Below are 17,151 nucleotides of genomic sequence, written 5' to 3' on the forward strand. Positions count from 1 at the left end.
CCCAACTCACCCGCCGGAGTTCCTGCGCGGAATGCACCGGCGGGCTTGAATAGGAGGATCGGCAGTCGCGGCGGCCTGTCGAGAAAGGACATTGGCGTCATGATCGATCACCGCGGGGATTCGCCCGCTCCGGCTCGAGCGGCGGCACCGGATTCGGTGGTGGCACTGATCGATGCGGGCTCCGGCGTGGAACGCGAACTCGTCGGCGCCTGGTTGGCCGGCGGCGGCATCGAGCATGAGCTCGGCGTCGACGCACCCGTCACCCAATTGGATCTGGATGCGGGTGCGATCGGCGATCGACTGGTCGGACGGCGCGATGATCCGCTGGTGGTGCCGATCCGGGTGGTGTGGCTGCCGCCGGAGCGTGCCGGGGTCCGCCGCGTCACCTTCGCCGATATGGCCCTGCTGACCAATCCGCGCAAGCCGAATCGACTCGCACAGCGCCGGTTGGTCGGCAAATCGGACCGCCATGTAGTGCTCACCGGGCAGCCGGCCCTGCTCAGCGAGCTGCGCGCCAATAATCCGGAGGCCGCGGCACTGCTCATGAAGGGCTCCGCCGAGCCATTCGCCCGCACCATCGTGCGCGCCGCCGTCGTCGCGCTGGAACGCGCCGAACGTTCCGTCATCGGTGACCGGTACAAGGTGCCGCGGCTCGTGGCCGAGGAGATCCTCGATTCCCCCGACTTCCTGCGCAGACTCGAACTCATCGCCGATCAGCTCGGGACGAGTCCGCATGAGGTGTACCGGCGGGCGGAGAAGGCACTGAACGAACTCGTCGCCGCCCAGAGCAGGCTGGTCACGGATCTGTTCACCCAGGCGATGCGCCCGATCCACGCCTCGACCTGGAAGGTCGACTCCGACGACTCCGGCCTGGACGGGTTGCGCGCGTTGAACCGGAGCTATCCGCTGGTCTTCCTGCCCTCGCACCGGTCCTATGTCGATGCGTTCGTCCTCGGTGATGTGCTGGCCCGCAATGACTTTCCACCGAATCATGTGATCGGCGGCGCGAATCTGAGCTTCTGGCCGATGGGGCCGATCGCCCGGCGCACCGGCACGGTCTTCATCCGCCGCAGCTTCGGTGACGACGAGGTCTACAAGGCGGTGGTCGAGGAGTACTTCGCCTACCTGCTGGCCAAGCGCTTCAACATGGAATGGTACTTCGAGGGTGGCCGCACCCGTACCGGCAAGCTGCGCCCGCCGCGCTACGGCTTGCTGAATTATCTTGCCGCCGCGGTCCGTTCGAATCGGATCGACGATGTCCTGCTCGTCCCGGTCTCGATCACCTATGAGCGACTCAACGAACTGAGCGCCATCGCCACCGAACAGGTGGGCGGGAAGAAGAAGCCGGAGGGGCTGGCCTGGCTGGCGCGTTATGTACGCAGCCAACAGCATTCGGCCGGGCACGTCTATGTCCGCTTCGGCGAACCGCTGTCGGCTCGCGATCGCCTTGCCGCATATGGGGATCCACTCATTCCGGCACCGATGATCATTCCGCTGCACCGCACCGAACCGACGGGGACCGAACCGAACAATGTCGCCGCGTCGACGGAAGTCACCGAGCTGGAGCGAAAGGCCGTGCAGCGGTTGGCCTTCGAAGTCGCCGTCGGTATCAACGCGGTCACCCCGATCACCGTCAACGCGCTGGTCACCCTGGCACTACTCGGTGTGCACGAGCGTGCGCTCACCCTCGGCGAGGTGCGTACCGTACTGGCCCCGGTGCTGCGGTATATCGAGAAGCGCGAGTTGCCACGCGGCGAATTGGCCGCGTTGCGTGACGAACAGAGTCTCGCGGTGGTGCTCGAGCAGTTGTCGCTGGCCAAGGTCGTGACGGTGTATCGCGGTGGGCTGGAACCGGTGTACTCGATCGAATCGGGTGCGCATCTGGAGGCCGCGTTCTATCGCAATAGCGCGGTGCACTGGTTCATCAATCGCGCCATCCTCGAACTATCCATCCTGTCCGCAGTGGAGACGCAGGCGCCGGATCAGCTGCGGGCGGGCTGGGATGAGGCCTTCCGGCTGCGCGATCTGCTGAAGTTCGAATTCTTCTTTCCGGAGCGGGCCGAGTTCTCGGCACAGATGACCGAGGAAATGCTGTTGGTGGACCCGGATTGGTACCAGCACACCACGGAAGACACCCTCGGCGAGGATATTCTGCACAAGCTCACCGCATCCGGATTCATGATGGCGCACCGAACGCTGCGCGCGTTCGTCGACGCGCAGCTGGTGGTGGCCGAGCGGCTGGCGGCCCGCGACAGCGCCGAGGAGATCGATCGCAAGGAATTCATCGACGAATGCGTCGCGGTCGGTAAGCAGATGCTGCTGCAGCAGCGACTGCACAGTCCGGAATCGGTCTCTACCGAATTATTCACCAGCGCACTCAAACTCGCCGACAACCACGGGTTGTTGACTCGGGTGAGTCACGATTCTGCTAAGTCGAGGGCGGAATTGACCTGGCGCAGAATTGAATTCGCGGACCAGCTGCGCACCATCGCGGCCCGGATCTCGCAGGCCGCCGCACTCGATCCGTCCAATATGCCCGTACGGGGAGCCTGATGACAGAACTGCGCCCCTCGGTCCCAAGGGATCTCGCGGCGGCCATCGCCACGATCCGATCCGGGCCGCAGGGTCCGGAGATCGCCGCGGTCTTCGACTTCGCCACCGTTGTGGATGGTCTCGAGCCGCGTTCGCGATGGCGGACCTTACAGCATGATAGGGGCCGAACCGCCGAGGACACCTTGCTCGGCAGCATTCGCAACGACCTCACCGACGGCGAATACGGCCGGTTTCTGCAACAGGCCGTGCGGACACTGGCCGGTCAGCCGGAAGCCGAGCTGGATGAGTTGGGCACACGGCTGTTCCGGCAGCAGATCTACGGACACCTGTATCCCGAAGCGTGGCAGCTGATCCGTATGCACGAGGCCGCCGGGCACACCGTAATACTGGCCACCGCACTGACTCGATTCCAGGTCGAACCCGCCGCGGCCGCACTCGGTATCGAGCATGTGCTTTACACCCGCATGGCGACTACCGATGGTGTGCTCACCGGTTATGCGGCCGGAAAACCCCTGTGGCGCAATGGCAAGGCCGATGCGGTTCGTGAGTTCGCCACGGCGCATGGGCTGGATATCACCCGCAGCTACGGCTACGCGGATAGCATCGCCGATCTGCCACTGCTTTCGGTGGTCGGGCATCCGGTGGTGGTGCGTCCCGATCGCACGCTCGGTACCGTTGCCGCCGAACAGAGTTGGCCGGTACTGACATTCCGTCCGCGCCAACCACCGCGCCCGGCCGACTATCTGCGCACCGTCGCCGGATTCGCCGGGCTACTGATCGGTGCGTTGTTCGGTGTGCTGAGCAAGTCGTACACGCGCCAGCGCCGGAAGATGGCCGATGCGCTGATGGCGTACGGAACCGGTGGCACGCTCGGCGTGACGGGTATCCGGCTGCGCGTCAGCGGTGCGAACAACGCCCGCGCCCCGAGGCCTGCCGTATTCCTGTTCAACCATCAGAGCCAGTTCGACGTGATCATCCTGCCCAAAGTGCTCGGAGGCGGGGTCACCGGTATCGGCAAGAAGGAACTGACGAAGAATCCGCTTTTCGGTCCGCTGATGCGGTTCGTCGGAGTCACCTTCATCGATCGTGCGAACACCACGCAGGCGAAGGCGGCGCTGGCGCCGGTGGTGCAGACGCTGCGCGGCGGGCTATCGATCGCGATCGCCCCCGAAGGCACGCGGTCGTATACGCCGGGCATCGGCCCGTTCAAGAAGGGCGCCTTCCATATCGCGATTCGGGCCGGGGTGCCGGTGATCCCGGTGGTGATCCGCAATGCCGGTGAAGTCAACTGGCGCAACTCGATGATCGCCCGCAAGGGCACCGTCGACGTGGCCATTCTTCCCCCGATCGATGTCAGCGACTGGGACCCGAACAACATGGACGACAACATCGAAGCCGTCCGCCAGCTGTACACCGATACCCAGCTGAACTGGCCACCGGACCACTGACGCCGTCTGTACACCGGGTGCCCGCTTGCCGGACGGGGTGCGGTGTCAGACCGAGCGGCCGAACAGCAGCTTCCACGGCATCAGCGCGGATTCCAGCTGCACCTGGAGGCTCATCTTGGAGTCGCCGAGGGTGCGCTCCTCGAACCGGATGGGCACCTCCGCGATCGTGATGCCCTTCTTGACCGTCCGGTAGTTCATCTCGACCTGGAAGGAGTAGCCATTGCTGCGGATCGAGGCCACGTCGATGGCGCGTAGCGTATCGGCCTTCCATGCCTTGAATCCGGCGGTCGCGTCCTTGACGCGCAGACGCAAGATCAGGTTCACGTAGAAGTTGGCCCAAGCGGACAGTGCCTGGCGATACCACTTCCACTCCTCGGCGGTGGAACCGCCGGGCACGTAGCGGGACCCGAGCACGACACCGGCATCGGTGGTGTCCAGCTTCTCCAGCATCGCCGGAATGACCTCGGCCGGATGCGACAGGTCGGCGTCCATCTGGATCACCACATCGGCACCCTCGTCCAGTGCCAGCGTGATCCCGGCCACATAGGCGCGGCCCAACCCGTCCTTTTCGGTGCGGTGCAGTACGCCGACGATATTCGGCAGCTCCGCCGCCAACTTGTCGGCGACCTCACCGGTCCCGTCCGGTGAATTGTCATCCACCACGAGCACATGCAGATCGGGCACCGGCAGCGCCGTCAGCCGCTCCACCGCAACCGGCAGATTCTCCCGCTCGTTGTAGGTCGGCACAACAACGGTAACCCTCAAGGGTCGCCCTCCCTGCTCACCTGTTCCAGCCCGCAGACCCACGACAGGACCCGGAGCACTCGTCTGATTGTCAAGAACCGTACTTGATCGACCTGACGACCACCTGAGCGCCCGCATGCTCCCGCCGCCACCGGAATACCCCGGACGTGCCGACTACCTCGCACATCGCGCCGCTACCTCCGCCGACCGCCCCCGATCCGCACCGAAATCAGTTGCCGCACACCACCACTGACGCGCCCTCACTTATCCCCTTCGCGCCACTCCTGATCCCGCGCATCCTCGCGAGCATTGCGCGCACGCACGATCTCCAACGCCCGCTCAGCAGTGGCCTGGTCCGGATACGGCCCCATCCGATCCTGAAACCAACACCGCTTCCCGCTCTCGGCCCGGTGATGCTTCAAGCAGTAATACCACTTCTCCGCCATTCCCCCAGCATCCCACCGCCATGATCAACAGACCCCCGTTTTCCACCCCAACCCCGAGATCCACCGTCTTGGGGGCACGGCTGTCGCACAGTCGAAAAACCGGTCGTCCTGGCTTGTGACAGCCAGGACGACCGGCGGGAGGGGCTAGCTAGATGCAACCACTCGCCTTGAGCTGGGCGGCAACCTGATCGGAGACAGTGACAGACCGGCCGATATTGGCCTCGGTCAGGTCGGATGAGCTGATCCCGGCCTGACTAGCGCAGCCAAGCAACTTGGCGTCCACGTTGACGCTTTCGTCAGCGTGCGCGATGCCGGCCCCGGTCATGACAGCACCGGCCAGCGCTACAGCGAGAACACCGGTCTTGACGAATCGCATGAGATTTCCTCCTTCGAATCGCAGTCCTACGGTTCTGCTCGACACCTGTTTCACTTACCTGATGTGTTCGGAGTTTGCCCGTCCGACGTAGCCGACGAAGCTCACCCCCTGAGTTGCAGGCTCCAACATACGCACTGGAGCCGGAACATTCGTCACTTCGGTCGAAGTCGATAGCCGAGCCTAGCCAGAAAAACCCCCTCGACCAGGTGATTTGCCGGGAGATTTAGTGGCAGGGGCCGGGATCGAACCGGTGACCTACCGCTTTTCAGTCAGGCACATAACTACTGGTCAGCAGCACCATTTCTGGAGTCGTGCGATATACGTGCGTTATCCCCCGGTCAGTGCTGCACGACAATCGTGCGAGGCTGCCCGGCCGCATCGCCCCGGGCGCGAGCTTGCTCAGCTGTGCTGCGACCTGTTTGTCCCGCCCGTCGACGGCGTACATGTACCGCATCGCGGCAGCACCGGAGGGATGGCCGAGACGTTTCTCGAAATCGGTCTGGCCGGTATGCCGAACACCCACCAATTCCGCAAACGTCGAACCTCAAAATCCGTTCGGTCATCCGAACTAGGTGCCGGACGGGTTGGCGACTCTATCTGCGGGGCCCCGAGTCTCCTCCACATAGATCCGCATGCCCTCGGCGATCTTCCCCGCCGCGTTCTCCAGCTGGTCGGGAGTCATGCGCTTGCCGAACGCGGCAGCGTCGAGAAGTTGCCCGCGGACCTGCTCCAGGTTCATCCGTGCCCAGTCCAGGCGAGAGAGTTCCGGCATAGGCGGGAGATTACTCCGAATCGAACAAATTTTCGATAGTGGGTTATCGATGAGCGAACCCACCAAAGAGGCAAACATCACAATTCGGGCGTGTGATCTACGTGCGACCAGCCTCGGCTATCGGCGGTCAAACAATGACCCGATACCTGCGCTAGGTATGAAACCAAAAATCCCCCCGACCAGGTGATTGGGCGGGAGGATTCGGTGGCCAGGGCCGGGATCGAACCGGCGACCTTCCGCTTTTCAGGCGGACGCTCGTACCAACTGAGCTACCTGGCCGCAGGCACCCGTGGTGAATGCCATACGCGAAACGCCGGATTGCTCCGGCGCTTATTTTGCGACCCTGACGGGACTCGAACCCGCGACCTCCGCCGTGACAGGGCGGCGCGCTAACCAACTGCGCCACAGGGCCTTACGTTGCTTCCAACGGTCCGAAGACCGTACCCCCTACGGGATTCGAACCCGCGCTACCGCCTTGAAAGGGCGGCGTCCTAGGCCGCTAGACGAAGGGGGCTCGCCCCGGATTTCTCCGGACCGGCTTCAACGGCTGTCCGTTGGGAGCTGGGATAGCTTATGACAGACCGGCCACGTTTCCCAAATCGGCTGCTCAGGCTCCTAAACCGAGCTCTTCGAGTCGGGCCTGCGCCCGCCAGCCGTCCTTGCGGAACTTCTCGGCCCACTCCGGGGTGGCCATCGCCTCGACCACAACCTCGAGCGCCTCCTGGAACCGGGCACGCAGATCGATCCCGCTGCCGAGGGTGTCGATCAGATAGCGCTGGCCGACCAGGGCGGCGGAAATCGTGCGAGTGAAGCGGTCCGGGTCGGCGTCGGCGCGCAGCTGCCCCTGATCGATGGCACGGACCGCGAGCACTCTGGTGGCGCGGCCGAGTATGCGACCGCCACCGGTCTGCACATCGCGATAGAAGTCCGGTTCGATGATCAATCGAAATTCGGCCTGCACGATGATGTCGTGCTCGAGTCGCAATGCCACCTCGTCGACCATCCCGTGCAGGACGTCGAGTGGACCGAGATCCGCTCTGGCAAGCCAACGCTCGGCCGATGTGCGGTATCGGTCGACCGCGGTCTCGAGCACCGCGCGTGCGAGATCTTCCTTGGAATCGAAATGGAAGTACATGGCGCCCTTGGTGGCGCGTGAACCTTCCAATATGCGGTTGAGCGATGCAGCGGCATAGCCGCTCTTCCCGAACTCAACGGCGGCGGACCTGATTATCGCCGCGCGTGTCCGGCGGGCCCGCTCTTGCTGCCGTGCCATGCTCGAAACGCCTCCGAAGCCTACTCGTCGCCAATCGGTGCCCCATAAAGAACAGACTCTTGGCGCGAATTTACGAGTTTATCAATACTTCAAACCGGGATTTCGCCCCGTTTCAAACTTTCGGTACGAAAACTTGCGAAAGTCCTCAAATACACCAGCTGGTATACTTTTGCCGCCCAGGTGCGCCGCAGGGGGTGCGCACCTGGGCATTACCTGGTCTCGAATCCGCCTCCCCCGCCGTCGACTCGTAGGAAGTCGCGATCGGTCGTACCGGCCACGACACGTTCGGGCACATCAACGATAAGCCGAATTCCGGATCGCCGGGTAAGTCGGCGATTCTTCCGTAATTCACCAAGCCGCCACGGTACCCGGAAACGCCATCCGACACGCGGCAAACCGAGGACTCCGGCCGTCGAAACATCTGGATATCTGTTACAGCTAACTTCACGCAATCAAGCAAAGTGCTGCCTTGGATTTCCGAATTCGACAGCGACGCAGCACCGTTCACCCGACTCGACCAACGGCCCGATCACCGCGGCGCCGACCGCGCGACACCGGCCCGCCGCCGCGCTGCGTCCCCTCACACACTGGCCCTACCCCTCCCGCAAATCCAAAGACATTGGTACGCAACATGATTGGATGGTATCCCGGCTCGGTGGGAATGAACAAAGCTGGGTGCCAAATGTTTACCGGCAGCATCGCTACCCGCATGCGTCGTGTTACCCGGCGCGCGAGGACGACTCGGTACCGACGCCTGACAACCGGAGCGAACCGAACCACGCCCGAGCTGACGCACCCCCGCCCCCGGTTACCCGATCCGCGCTCGGCCAACTACACTGTCCATCCGCGCCCCTATAGCTCAGTTGGTAGAGCTACGGACTTTTAATCCGCAGGTCGTAGGTTCGAGCCCTACTGGGGGCACCGCGTCAGGCGTCCGGTTTACCGGACGCCTGAGTCATTTCCTGGTCCGAACGCCCTTGACAACGCACATCCGTCCGGCCGTGAAACACCACATTCCGTGCGGGCTTTCTCCCAGGTTCCCATCGCACAGATCGCCGATAAATTGGGTGTCGACCAGGCCACCGCGACGGATGCGGTAAAGGCGGCATTGCTCGGCGGATTACCGGCCAACGCGACCGCGCCCGAGGGTGCGGCCGCTTCGGGCGGCGCGCTGGATCAGCACGGCGAACTCGTCGAGAGAGGGCACGGTGGATGTCGATCGGATCGGTGTCGAGCTGGCCTACCCGGCCGAGCGGCTCGGCGATGACGCGGCCCGCATACGCAGTCGGGCGGGTGCGGCATCAGCGGTTGTGTGCATTACCGCACGCCGTGCTAACAACTCTCGGCCGGTAGCGATAAACCCCTCGTTGCGGGCCGACCCCCTACACTCGGTGTGGCTGTCGAACGCCGACATCGGCGTATGACCTCTATCACGAGGTCCCACCTGTCAGCCCGATGCGTTTCGCATCACACCTACGGTGCCGTAAGGTATGGCCGCATCGACACACGGTCCACCCCGGGGAACTGACCTGCAAGAGCGCACACACATGAAGGGCTTGTATATGGCAAGGGATCTGACTCAACTCGAGCTGCTCACGGAGTTGGAGCCGGTTGCCGAAGAAAACGTCAACCGGCACCTCTCCCTGGCAAAGGAATGGCATCCGCACGACTATGTCCCGTGGGATGAGGGCCGCAACTTCGCGGCACTCGGCGGAATCGACTGGGACCCTGAGCAGTCCCGATTGAGCGAGGTCGCGAAGGCGGCCATGATCACCAACCTGCTCACCGAAGACAACCTGCCCTCCTACCACCGCGAGATCGCCGAGAACTTCTCCCAGGACGGTGCCTGGGGTACGTGGGTGGGCCGCTGGACCGCCGAGGAGAACCGCCATGGCATCGTCATGCGCGACTACCTCGTGGTGACCCGTGGTGTCGATCCCGTCGCGCTCGAAGAGGCGCGCATGATCCACATGACCAATGGATTCGCGTCGCCGACCGAGGCCGACGCGGGCTTCCTGCACTCGGTCGCGTATGTGACCTTCCAGGAGCTGGCCACCCGGGTCAGCCACCGTAATACCGGCAAGGTCTGTGATGACCCGATCGCCGACCGTATGCTGCAGCGGGTCGCCGCCGACGAAAACCTGCACATGATCTTCTACCGCAACATGTGCGGCGCGGCCCTCGACCTCTCCCCCGACCAGGCCCTCGAGGCGATCACGCTGATTCTGGAGAACTTCCAGATGCCCGGCGCCGGCATGCCCAACTTCCGCCGCAACGGCGTGCTGATGGCCAAGCACGGCATCTACGATCTGCGCCAGCACCTCGAAGAGGTGGTGCAGCCGGTGCTGAAGAAGTGGAATGTCTTCGAGCGCACCGACTTCACCGCGCGCGGCGAGGCCGTTCGCGAGCGGCTCGGGCTGTTCCTGGAGAAGCTGAGTGAGGACGTCGTCAAGTTCGAAGAGCAGCGCGACCGCATGCTCGCCCGCGAAGCGAAGAAGCGCGAGCTCGCCGGGATCGCCGGCTGATCCCGACCTCCAGCGAACGTAAACGCGCCGCCGCCGGATTTCTCCGACGGCGGCGCGTTTATGTTCGGCAACGCCGCTCTCAGCGGCGAACTTATCGGTTCAACCACCAAACTCGTTGCGGCGCTACTTAACCGGCAGTGCACCGTCGACACCGCCCACATCGGCGACCTTCCAATTCGCGTTCTTGTCCAGCGTGACGTTGTAGGCAACCGTTGTCTGCGCGGCCTTCGGGCTCTGGGCATTCGTCGAAATCACATTGACGAACACATCGACTTTGCGGATACCGCCTTGCTCCGACCTCACTTTTGCGGCAATCGGCGCGGCGGTGGAGGTCCACTTCAACGGAACCAGAATCTGTTCGAGCTCGGGTGCGGTCGCATCGAACTTATTCGCCAGCTGCGGAACGGTATTCGCCTTCAGCTTGGCAACCCATGATGGGATGTCCTGATAATTGACGGTGGCCGCGCCGACCGCGTATTCGGTGGCCACCTGTTCGGCCTTATTATCCGCGGCCGCCCGATCGTTTCGATCGGCGAGATCGCGACGCGCCGACCACAGAAATCCGGTCGACACGCAGACCGCGACTACCAAAGCGCCGACGGTAGCGCCGAGAACCATGGTGGAGATGCGAACCGAAACGGTTCCCGACTGTCGTCCGGACGTGTCGGCCTTCGTCTCGGATGCCTTCGTCTCGGCAGTCTTGCCCAACTCCACGTTGGAGTCGTCGTCCCCGCCCGATCTGTTGTCCCCGATCCGTTCCGTCATTCGCCCTATCCGATGATTCTGGTGGTCACGGGCGATTACCCGCAAATACCAGGCTACTGAGGCCGTCTGAGAAGGTCGTAGCGCCCTCGGCGCACGAGGCGGGCCGGGCGGCTCGAGCCCCATTCCGAATCCGCCGACGATCCGGCCCTAAAGCGTCGACACTGGAGGTATCGCCGCCGAACCGGCGGTGCGGCTGGCCGCCGACGGCCCGCCGCGCCGACCGGCCAAAGCTCAGAGAACCGTAGGAGGCCGAGGACATGTCCAGCACATCGAAGGACGACGGGGCGCTCACCGGTAGGGTTGTCGCGATCACCGGAGGCGCGCGCGGTATCGGACGCGCCACCGCAGAGGCATTTCTGGCGGCGGGCGCCGCGGTCGCGATCGGCGATATCGATGTCGAGCTGGTGGCCGAGACAGCGGCGGAGTTGGGTGCGGACCCGGACGCCAAGGTCGTCGGTCTACCGCTCGACGTGACCGATCGCGCCTCGTTCGCCGCCTTCCTCGACACCGTGGACAGCGAACTCGGGCCATTGGATGTACTCGTCAACAATGCGGGCATCATGCCGACCGGTCTGTTTGTTGATGAGGACGAGGCGATGACCGATCGAATCATCGATATCAATCTCAACGGAGTGATCCACGGTTCGCGGCTCGCCGTCAAGCGGTTCAAGGACCGCGGCAGCGGACACCTGATCAATATCGCGTCTTTGGCTGGGACACAGGGCTTTCCGGGTCTGGCCACATACTGTGCGACCAAGCATGCGGTGGTCGGGTTCACCTCGGCGCTGCATTGGGAGATGAAGGAGCACGGCGTGCACGTCGGCGCGGTGCTGCCTGGCATCGTCCGCACCGAACTGTCCGCCGGCACCAATATGCCTGCCTGGATTTCACCGCTGACCACGGTGGATCCGGAGGAGGTCGCGCAGACGATCGTGAAATTGGTACAGCAGGACAAACCGCTGGTGACCGTGCCGCGCCGACTCGCGGCCATCATCAAATCGGCGCAGCTGCTGCCCTACCGTGCACAACCGCGCGTCGCCAAATTCACCGGAGCGACAACGGCTTTCACCCAACCCGACCCCGCGGTGCGCGAGATCTACCACCGCAGACTCCGCGGCGAATAGGCCGCTGCACACGTCTCGACCTCATCGGCAGGCCGCTGGAGCGGGCGGTGTAGCCCCGCACACCGGTACCCCGCGAACTTCTGTGCGTACGGTCCGGTGCAGATACGGGTTCGCGATCATGGCGCGGGCTGTGGGCTCCATCCGCTCGGTGCGCACGCAGACCGACGATCGCCGGGACTCACGTGCTGCACGAACCCTACCCTGCTGGAGCGGAACTTCGGCTGAGGCCGCAGGTCAGCTCCGCGTACGGTATCTGTGCAGGGCGCGCAGCACCGGGGCCGCGAGGCGTTGCAGGCGAATCACCAGTTGGAACAGGCGGGTTCGAGGGGCAGGGAGCAGGCCGACCTGGCGGGCCAGGTCGAACAGGTCGGTGGTGGTGGACCAGCGGGTGAGCAAACCGTTGCGCAGTTCGTAGATGTCGACGCCGCGGGTGTCGAAGTAGTGGCCGGTTGGCGCGATTCCGAGCGGGGAAGGACCGCCGCCCATATCGCCGGCGAAGGTACCGCGCATACGCCAGGGGGCGGCCATGCCGGTGCCGAGGATGGCGAGGTAGGGGGTGCCTGCCAGTTCGAAGCGGACGTCCGGGAAGGCTTGCCAGGTCATGGTGACGACCTCGCGGAGAGCCGATTTGCCGAGGAGGTATTCGCCGAACAGGGACGGGTCTTCGTAGCGGATGTCCTCGGCGACCAGGGCCACAACGGCGTCGAGATCGTGCCGGTCCCAGGCATCGAGCCAGCGCACGGACCAGTCTCGCCACATGATGGCTTGTTCGGCGGCACGCTCGGCGAAGGACGACACCAACTCGGGCATGGCGGCGGCGAGTTGCTGAGAGGTCATGCCGTCGACGAGGGTGGGCTCGAGGTTCGTCACGGTGGAACCCCGGATCAGTTGCAGGCCGTCGAGGTGAGCTGCGCGTTGGCGAGCATCTGGCAGGCCCATGCCTTCTGGAGCTTCCAGCGCCCCCCCTCGGCGACGAAGGGGATCGATGCCTGCCCCTCCACCGGCTTGCCATTGAGCGTGAGGGTCGTGCTGGCCTGCATGACGCCATCGCCGACGTATTCGACCGCGGTCACGGTCATGGTGACTTTGTTGGCGGCCCCGGCCTGGGTCATCTTGTCTACCAGATCGGGGTCGATATCCGCGCCCTGGACCGCGCCGATCTTCTGGTCGCGGGAGGTGTTCGGGTCCAGCGCCATCATGAGGCCCACATTGAGATCGCCCGGACCGGGCAGCGGGATCGGCGGTTGGTCGACGATAACCTTCGTAGTCGATTGCACCGCAGCGTGTTTCGAGCTGTCGCTCTCCGAGTCGCCACATGCGGCCGTGGTGAGCGCCAGCGCCGCACCGAGCATGATCGCTACCACCCGGACACGAGTCGTCTTCATGGATACGTTCTCCTGCTTCGTCATTCGATGGTGACGGCGTCGATGATGTTGAGCCGGGAGGCCCGGATCGCGGGGGGAATGGAGCCGAGCAGGCTCAAACCCACTGCGGCTACGGCGAATACGATGGCCGTGACGCTCGGGGAGTAGCCGACGTCGATATTCATGATGCCGGGGGTGACGCTGTCGAAGAAGTACTGACTGGCCAGTCCGAACAGCAATCCCAGCCCGCCGCCGACGCCGCCGATACCCGCCGCTTCGGCGAGGATCATTCGCAGCGTGACGCGCCGGCTCGCGCCCATCGCTCGCAGCACGCCGATTTCCCGGCGTCGCTCCAGGACCGAGAGGGTGAGGGTGTTCAGCAGTGCGACCGCAGCGATCAGGACGATGATCACCCACACGGCATTGGCGACGCCCATGCCCTGCCGGATGGCCCCCTCGACACCGGCCAGCGATTCCGCACCGGAGTACACGTACACCTCGGCCGGACTCGCATCCCGAATCGATTGCAGCAGTTGGGCTTTGTCCACTCCTGGACGGCCGTCGATCTGCAACAGGGTGGCCCCAGGCCGGTCGAACCAGTCGCGCATCAGCGGCAATCCGATACCCGCCGTCCCGGTCAGCGCCGAGAAGTACGACACCACCTCCAGCACCCGGATATGTTGCAGCCCACGGGGTGTGCGAACAGCGAGTTCGTCGCCGGTACGCACGCCGAGGGACCGGCTGAGGTCACGTGAGAGCACCACGCCGCGCCCGGCGACAAGGTCGGCCCTGGTCTGCGCCGACACCTGCTGGTAGAGCGGGCTGACACTCCCGTCCTGTATCCCGTACAGAATGATCTTCTCGTCGCCGAGCGTGGCGTAGGCAAGCTGCCCCTCGGTGACGTGCTCGATACCCGGCAGTGCGGCGATATCGGTGGCCAGCCCGGAGGGCAGCACGCCGGTCGGGAACTCTTCGGGCGGATGCGAGGCTACCCACACGTCCACGTCGCCAACCGATCCGAGCGAGGTCCGCACCGCATTGAGCAGGTCATTGTTCGCGCCGGTAATGGTGACAGTGACCGCGACCGCCATGAAGACGGTCATCATGGTCGCCCAGATCCGGCGTGGCGCGCGTTCCAGGGTGGCCGCGGCGAGGTCGCCCGCACGACCGCACTGCCGTGCCACCCAGGCCGCCGCCCGCACCAGTGCGCCGATGGCGGCGAAGCAGGCCGCGATGCCCGCACCGAAGAACAGGGACAGGGCGATGCCGGAGAAGAGGAAGTTGCCCGACCGCAGCCACACCAGCCCGATGGCGACGGTGATGCCGCCGACCGTCACACAGATCGCCGCCAGCCGCAGCCACGGCCGAACCTGATCGGCGACGGATGCGCCGACCGGCGCGAGCGCTTCGATCGGCGACACCTTGTACACCTGGTAGGCGGCCACGGCCGAGGCGGCGACGCTGGTACACACGGCCGCGCCGATGGCGATCGGAATCGCGTACGCGGGTAGCAAATACGTGGTACGTGCTTCCACCGCCTGCATGAGCGCGACCGGCAGGGTTCGAATGGCCATATGGCCGAACCCGATTCCGATCAGCGAACCCAGTGCGCCGCCGAGAAATCCGACGATGGCGGATTCGGTGAGCAGATCGGTGACGATGGTCCGCCGTCGTCCGCCGATCGCCCGCAGCATCGAAATCGTCGGCCGCCGTTGGGCGATTGCCATCGTCATGGTCGTGTAGATGAGGAACGCCGCCACGATGAACGCCAGCGCGGCCCCCATCAGCGTCATGTATTGCAGAATGCGCACGCCGTTGCCGGTCTGCACGGCCCGCACGCTGGGTTGGGCGACCAGCGCCCGGCCGTTGACCACGCCGTCGACAGCGCTGCGCAGCGAACCCGAATCGGTATTCGGCGCGGCGACGACCAGCACTGAATCAAGTCGCCCTGGATGCTCGCTGACCTGTTGTGCGATGGCGAGTGTGGTGAGGACGTAGTGGCCTTCATTGAGCCGCGCCGCGGTGCCGCCGTTGGTCACGCCCGCGACCTTGACCCGGCGCGATCCCAAGCGCAACGTATCGCCGGCCTGTGCGCCGATACCGGGTCCGACCAAGACGCCGTTGGGGGTCGAGATAAGGGCAGCGAACTGTTGCTCGACGGTGGCCTGCAGATCACTGCCCAGCGCCGTAGCGGACGCGTCGGTCCCCAGCAGCAGCAAAGGCCCGGTGTCGGAATCGATCTGGGTGCGGACCATCGGGACCGCCTGCTCGACGCCAGGGGTCTTGGCGATCTCGTCGCGAATCGAGATTGGGAATCCGGAGTCGGTGACCCCGGTGACCTCGAGTGCCGCATTACCCGCCAGCCCGCCGACCAGCCGGTCAACCGAGCCGGTGAGGGAGCCGAAAATGCCGAACACCGACACCAGGAACGCGGCCGAGACCGCCATGACAATCACCGAGGCGAGGGTGCGGCCGCGGTGGGTCGCGAATTCCCGCAGGCTGAACAGCCGCCAGCGGTCGAACAGCGCCGTCACTGGAGTTTTCCGGCGAATTCTTCGGAAACCACTGGTGTGCCGAGGGTCTCGTCCCGCACGATGCGACCGTCGGCAAGTGTGATCACCCGATCGGTGGTGCTGGCGGCCTCGGTGTTGTGGGTGACCATGATGACCGCGCGTTCGCGCCCGGCCTCGTGGGCGATCCTGGCGAGCAGGGCCATGATGTCCGCGCCGGTCTTGGAGTCGAGATTGCCGGTGGGTTCGTCGGCGAGGATGAGCGGCGGGTCCATCAGCAGGGCGCGGGCGAGCGCGACACGCTGCATCTGCCCGCCCGAGAGTTCCGCAGGCCGGTGTTCGGCGCGATCACTGAGTCCGACCAGTGTGAGCAGCTCCAGTGCGCGCGCCTTGGTGGCGCGAAGTCCGGTGCCGTCCAGCAGTTTCGGCACCGCGACGTTCTCCCATGCCGAAAGCGTGGGCAGCAGGTTGAAGAACTGGAAGACGAATCCGACGTGATGCCGCCGGAATTCGGATTGCTGATCGTCGTTCAGCTTCCCGATTTCATTGCCGCGGAACCGGATCGACCCGCTGTCGGGGAGATCCAACGCTCCGAGCAGATGCAGCAGGGTGCTCTTGCCGGCTCCGGACGGGCCGACCACCGAGACGAACTGGCCGGCTTCGATGGTCAGGTCGATGCCGTCGAGGGCGCGCACGCCCTGTCCGCCGATCCGATAGGTCCGGACGACGCTGTCGAGTACCAGCATCAGGCGGCCGATCCGGCGATCTCGCGTAGCTTGGCCATGGATTTGACCAGCTGGGCCTGGGCGTCGTTCTCGATCACCTGTGACAGCTGCCCGGTCAGCACCGGGCCCGCGAAATCACCGGAGATGGTGAGCTGGCACCCGCCAGGGCGGCGTTCGATGGCGAAGGTGAACTCGCAGGTGATCCCGGCCGGGCTGCGGCCGGACAGGGTCAGTTCCATGGGCGGTTTGAATGCGGTGATGGTCAGGTCCAGCCGCTGGGTCATGCCGAGCATCCGGATGTTCTGCGCCAGCATCGAGTTCACGCCGATGTGCTCGGGCGGATTTTCGGCAAACCCGCCGTGCAGCTGGAACCAATCTCCCCACCTGGAGGTGTCCGCGATGATGGTGTAGAGCCGCATCGGATTGACTTCCAATGCATTGGTGACCTCGAATTTGGCCATGAAAGCGCCCTCCCTTGTAATTACGCAGCAAACTTCCTCTCCGAATCGGCTTCGGCAGCTGGACG

Annotated in this window: 15 protein-coding genes and 4 tRNA genes; 5 read left to right on the forward strand and 14 right to left on the reverse strand. The window is 64.6% G+C overall.

Going from position 1 to position 17,151, the window contains the following annotated elements:
* Nucleotides 1–99 precede the first annotated feature (99 nt).
* Together AB0L63_RS08090 and AB0L63_RS08095 are read left to right on the forward strand one after the other, a co-directional pair.
* The gene (locus AB0L63_RS08090) at nucleotides 100–2,553 is read left to right on the forward strand and encodes a glycerol-3-phosphate 1-O-acyltransferase (protein WP_364496370.1); all 2,454 of its coding nucleotides are present in this window, start codon (nucleotides 100–102) and stop codon (nucleotides 2,551–2,553) included.
* Nucleotides 2,553–4,001 carry an HAD-IB family hydrolase gene (locus tag AB0L63_RS08095; protein WP_364496373.1) on the forward strand — a complete coding sequence of 483 codons (1,449 nt, stop codon included), beginning with the start codon at nucleotides 2,553–2,555 and terminating at the stop codon, nucleotides 3,999–4,001. Before AB0L63_RS08090 ends, AB0L63_RS08095 begins: the two co-directional genes overlap by 1 nt.
* Nucleotides 4,002–4,046: 45 nt before the next feature.
* Here the strand turns inward: AB0L63_RS08095 and AB0L63_RS08100 are convergent, their stop codons facing one another.
* The 8 genes from AB0L63_RS08100 to AB0L63_RS08135 all read right to left on the reverse strand — a co-directional run bounded on the left by AB0L63_RS08100 (nucleotide 4,047) and on the right by AB0L63_RS08135 (nucleotide 7,612).
* On the reverse strand, nucleotides 4,047–4,766 hold the full coding sequence (locus tag AB0L63_RS08100; protein WP_364496375.1) for a polyprenol monophosphomannose synthase: 720 nt from the start codon (nucleotides 4,764–4,766) through the stop codon (nucleotides 4,047–4,049).
* Nucleotides 4,767–5,005: 239 nt separating this feature from the next.
* Nucleotides 5,006–5,191 (reverse strand): hypothetical protein, encoded by a 186-nt coding sequence (locus AB0L63_RS08105; protein ID WP_364496377.1) that lies wholly within the window; start codon nucleotides 5,189–5,191, stop codon nucleotides 5,006–5,008.
* 148 nt (nucleotides 5,192–5,339) lie between these two features.
* Nucleotides 5,340–5,567, reverse strand: a complete 228-nt coding sequence (locus AB0L63_RS08110) for a hypothetical protein (protein ID WP_364496379.1) — start codon at nucleotides 5,565–5,567, stop codon at nucleotides 5,340–5,342.
* Between the two features lie 568 nt (nucleotides 5,568–6,135).
* Nucleotides 6,136–6,339, reverse strand: coding sequence for a DUF6374 family protein (locus AB0L63_RS08115; RefSeq protein WP_364496382.1), 204 nt, complete (start codon nucleotides 6,337–6,339; stop codon nucleotides 6,136–6,138).
* 205 nt (nucleotides 6,340–6,544) lie between these two features.
* Nucleotides 6,545–6,618: transfer RNA gene (locus AB0L63_RS08120), tRNA-Phe, on the reverse strand.
* Between the two features lie 59 nt (nucleotides 6,619–6,677).
* Nucleotides 6,678–6,751: transfer RNA gene (locus AB0L63_RS08125), tRNA-Asp, on the reverse strand.
* 29 nt (nucleotides 6,752–6,780) lie between these two features.
* A tRNA-Glu gene (locus AB0L63_RS08130) sits at nucleotides 6,781–6,853 on the reverse strand.
* 93 nt (nucleotides 6,854–6,946) lie between these two features.
* Nucleotides 6,947–7,612 (reverse strand): TetR family transcriptional regulator, encoded by a 666-nt coding sequence (locus AB0L63_RS08135; protein WP_364496384.1) that lies wholly within the window; start codon nucleotides 7,610–7,612, stop codon nucleotides 6,947–6,949.
* 848 nt (nucleotides 7,613–8,460) lie between these two features.
* Between AB0L63_RS08135 and AB0L63_RS08140 the strand changes: the two genes are divergently transcribed.
* Nucleotides 8,461–8,533 (forward strand) — tRNA-Lys (locus tag AB0L63_RS08140).
* A gap of 641 nt (nucleotides 8,534–9,174) precedes the next feature.
* Nucleotides 9,175–10,137, forward strand: a complete 963-nt coding sequence (locus AB0L63_RS08145) for an acyl-ACP desaturase (RefSeq protein ID WP_364496882.1) — start codon at nucleotides 9,175–9,177, stop codon at nucleotides 10,135–10,137.
* 123 nt (nucleotides 10,138–10,260) lie between these two features.
* Here the strand turns inward: AB0L63_RS08145 and AB0L63_RS08150 are convergent, their stop codons facing one another.
* Nucleotides 10,261–10,902: a hypothetical protein gene (locus tag AB0L63_RS08150; RefSeq protein WP_364496387.1), complete on the reverse strand. Its 642-nt coding sequence runs from the start codon at nucleotides 10,900–10,902 to the stop codon at nucleotides 10,261–10,263.
* Nucleotides 10,903–11,159: 257 nt separating this feature from the next.
* Here AB0L63_RS08150 and AB0L63_RS08155 point away from each other — a divergent pair, with 257 nt between their 5' ends.
* Nucleotides 11,160–12,026 (forward strand): SDR family oxidoreductase, encoded by an 867-nt coding sequence (locus tag AB0L63_RS08155; protein ID WP_364496390.1) that lies wholly within the window; start codon nucleotides 11,160–11,162, stop codon nucleotides 12,024–12,026.
* A 234-nt stretch (nucleotides 12,027–12,260) separates the two neighbouring features.
* Here the strand turns inward: AB0L63_RS08155 and AB0L63_RS08160 are convergent, their stop codons facing one another.
* From AB0L63_RS08160 to AB0L63_RS08180, 5 genes are read right to left on the reverse strand one after another with little or no spacing between them, the layout of a single operon-like run.
* Nucleotides 12,261–12,896 carry a nuclear transport factor 2 family protein gene (locus AB0L63_RS08160; protein ID WP_364496393.1) on the reverse strand — a complete coding sequence of 212 codons (636 nt, stop codon included), beginning with the start codon at nucleotides 12,894–12,896 and terminating at the stop codon, nucleotides 12,261–12,263.
* A gap of 14 nt (nucleotides 12,897–12,910) precedes the next feature.
* Nucleotides 12,911–13,411, reverse strand: coding sequence for a hypothetical protein (locus tag AB0L63_RS08165; protein WP_364496395.1), 501 nt, complete (start codon nucleotides 13,409–13,411; stop codon nucleotides 12,911–12,913).
* A 20-nt stretch (nucleotides 13,412–13,431) separates the two neighbouring features.
* Nucleotides 13,432–15,924, reverse strand: coding sequence for an FtsX-like permease family protein (locus AB0L63_RS08170; RefSeq protein WP_364496397.1), 2,493 nt, complete (start codon nucleotides 15,922–15,924; stop codon nucleotides 13,432–13,434).
* Nucleotides 15,921–16,646, reverse strand: a complete 726-nt coding sequence (locus tag AB0L63_RS08175; RefSeq protein ID WP_364496399.1) for an ABC transporter ATP-binding protein — start codon at nucleotides 16,644–16,646, stop codon at nucleotides 15,921–15,923. Before AB0L63_RS08175 ends, AB0L63_RS08170 begins: the two co-directional genes overlap by 4 nt.
* Nucleotides 16,646–17,086 carry an SRPBCC family protein gene (locus AB0L63_RS08180; RefSeq protein WP_364496402.1) on the reverse strand — a complete coding sequence of 147 codons (441 nt, stop codon included), beginning with the start codon at nucleotides 17,084–17,086 and terminating at the stop codon, nucleotides 16,646–16,648. The genes AB0L63_RS08175 and AB0L63_RS08180 overlap by 1 nt, the downstream gene beginning before the upstream one ends.
* Between the last annotated feature and the right edge of the window lie 65 nt (nucleotides 17,087–17,151).

Origin of the sequence: Nocardia sp. NPDC051990, from assembly GCF_040680755.1 — a bacterium.
GTDB lineage: Bacteria > Actinomycetota > Actinomycetes > Mycobacteriales > Mycobacteriaceae > Nocardia.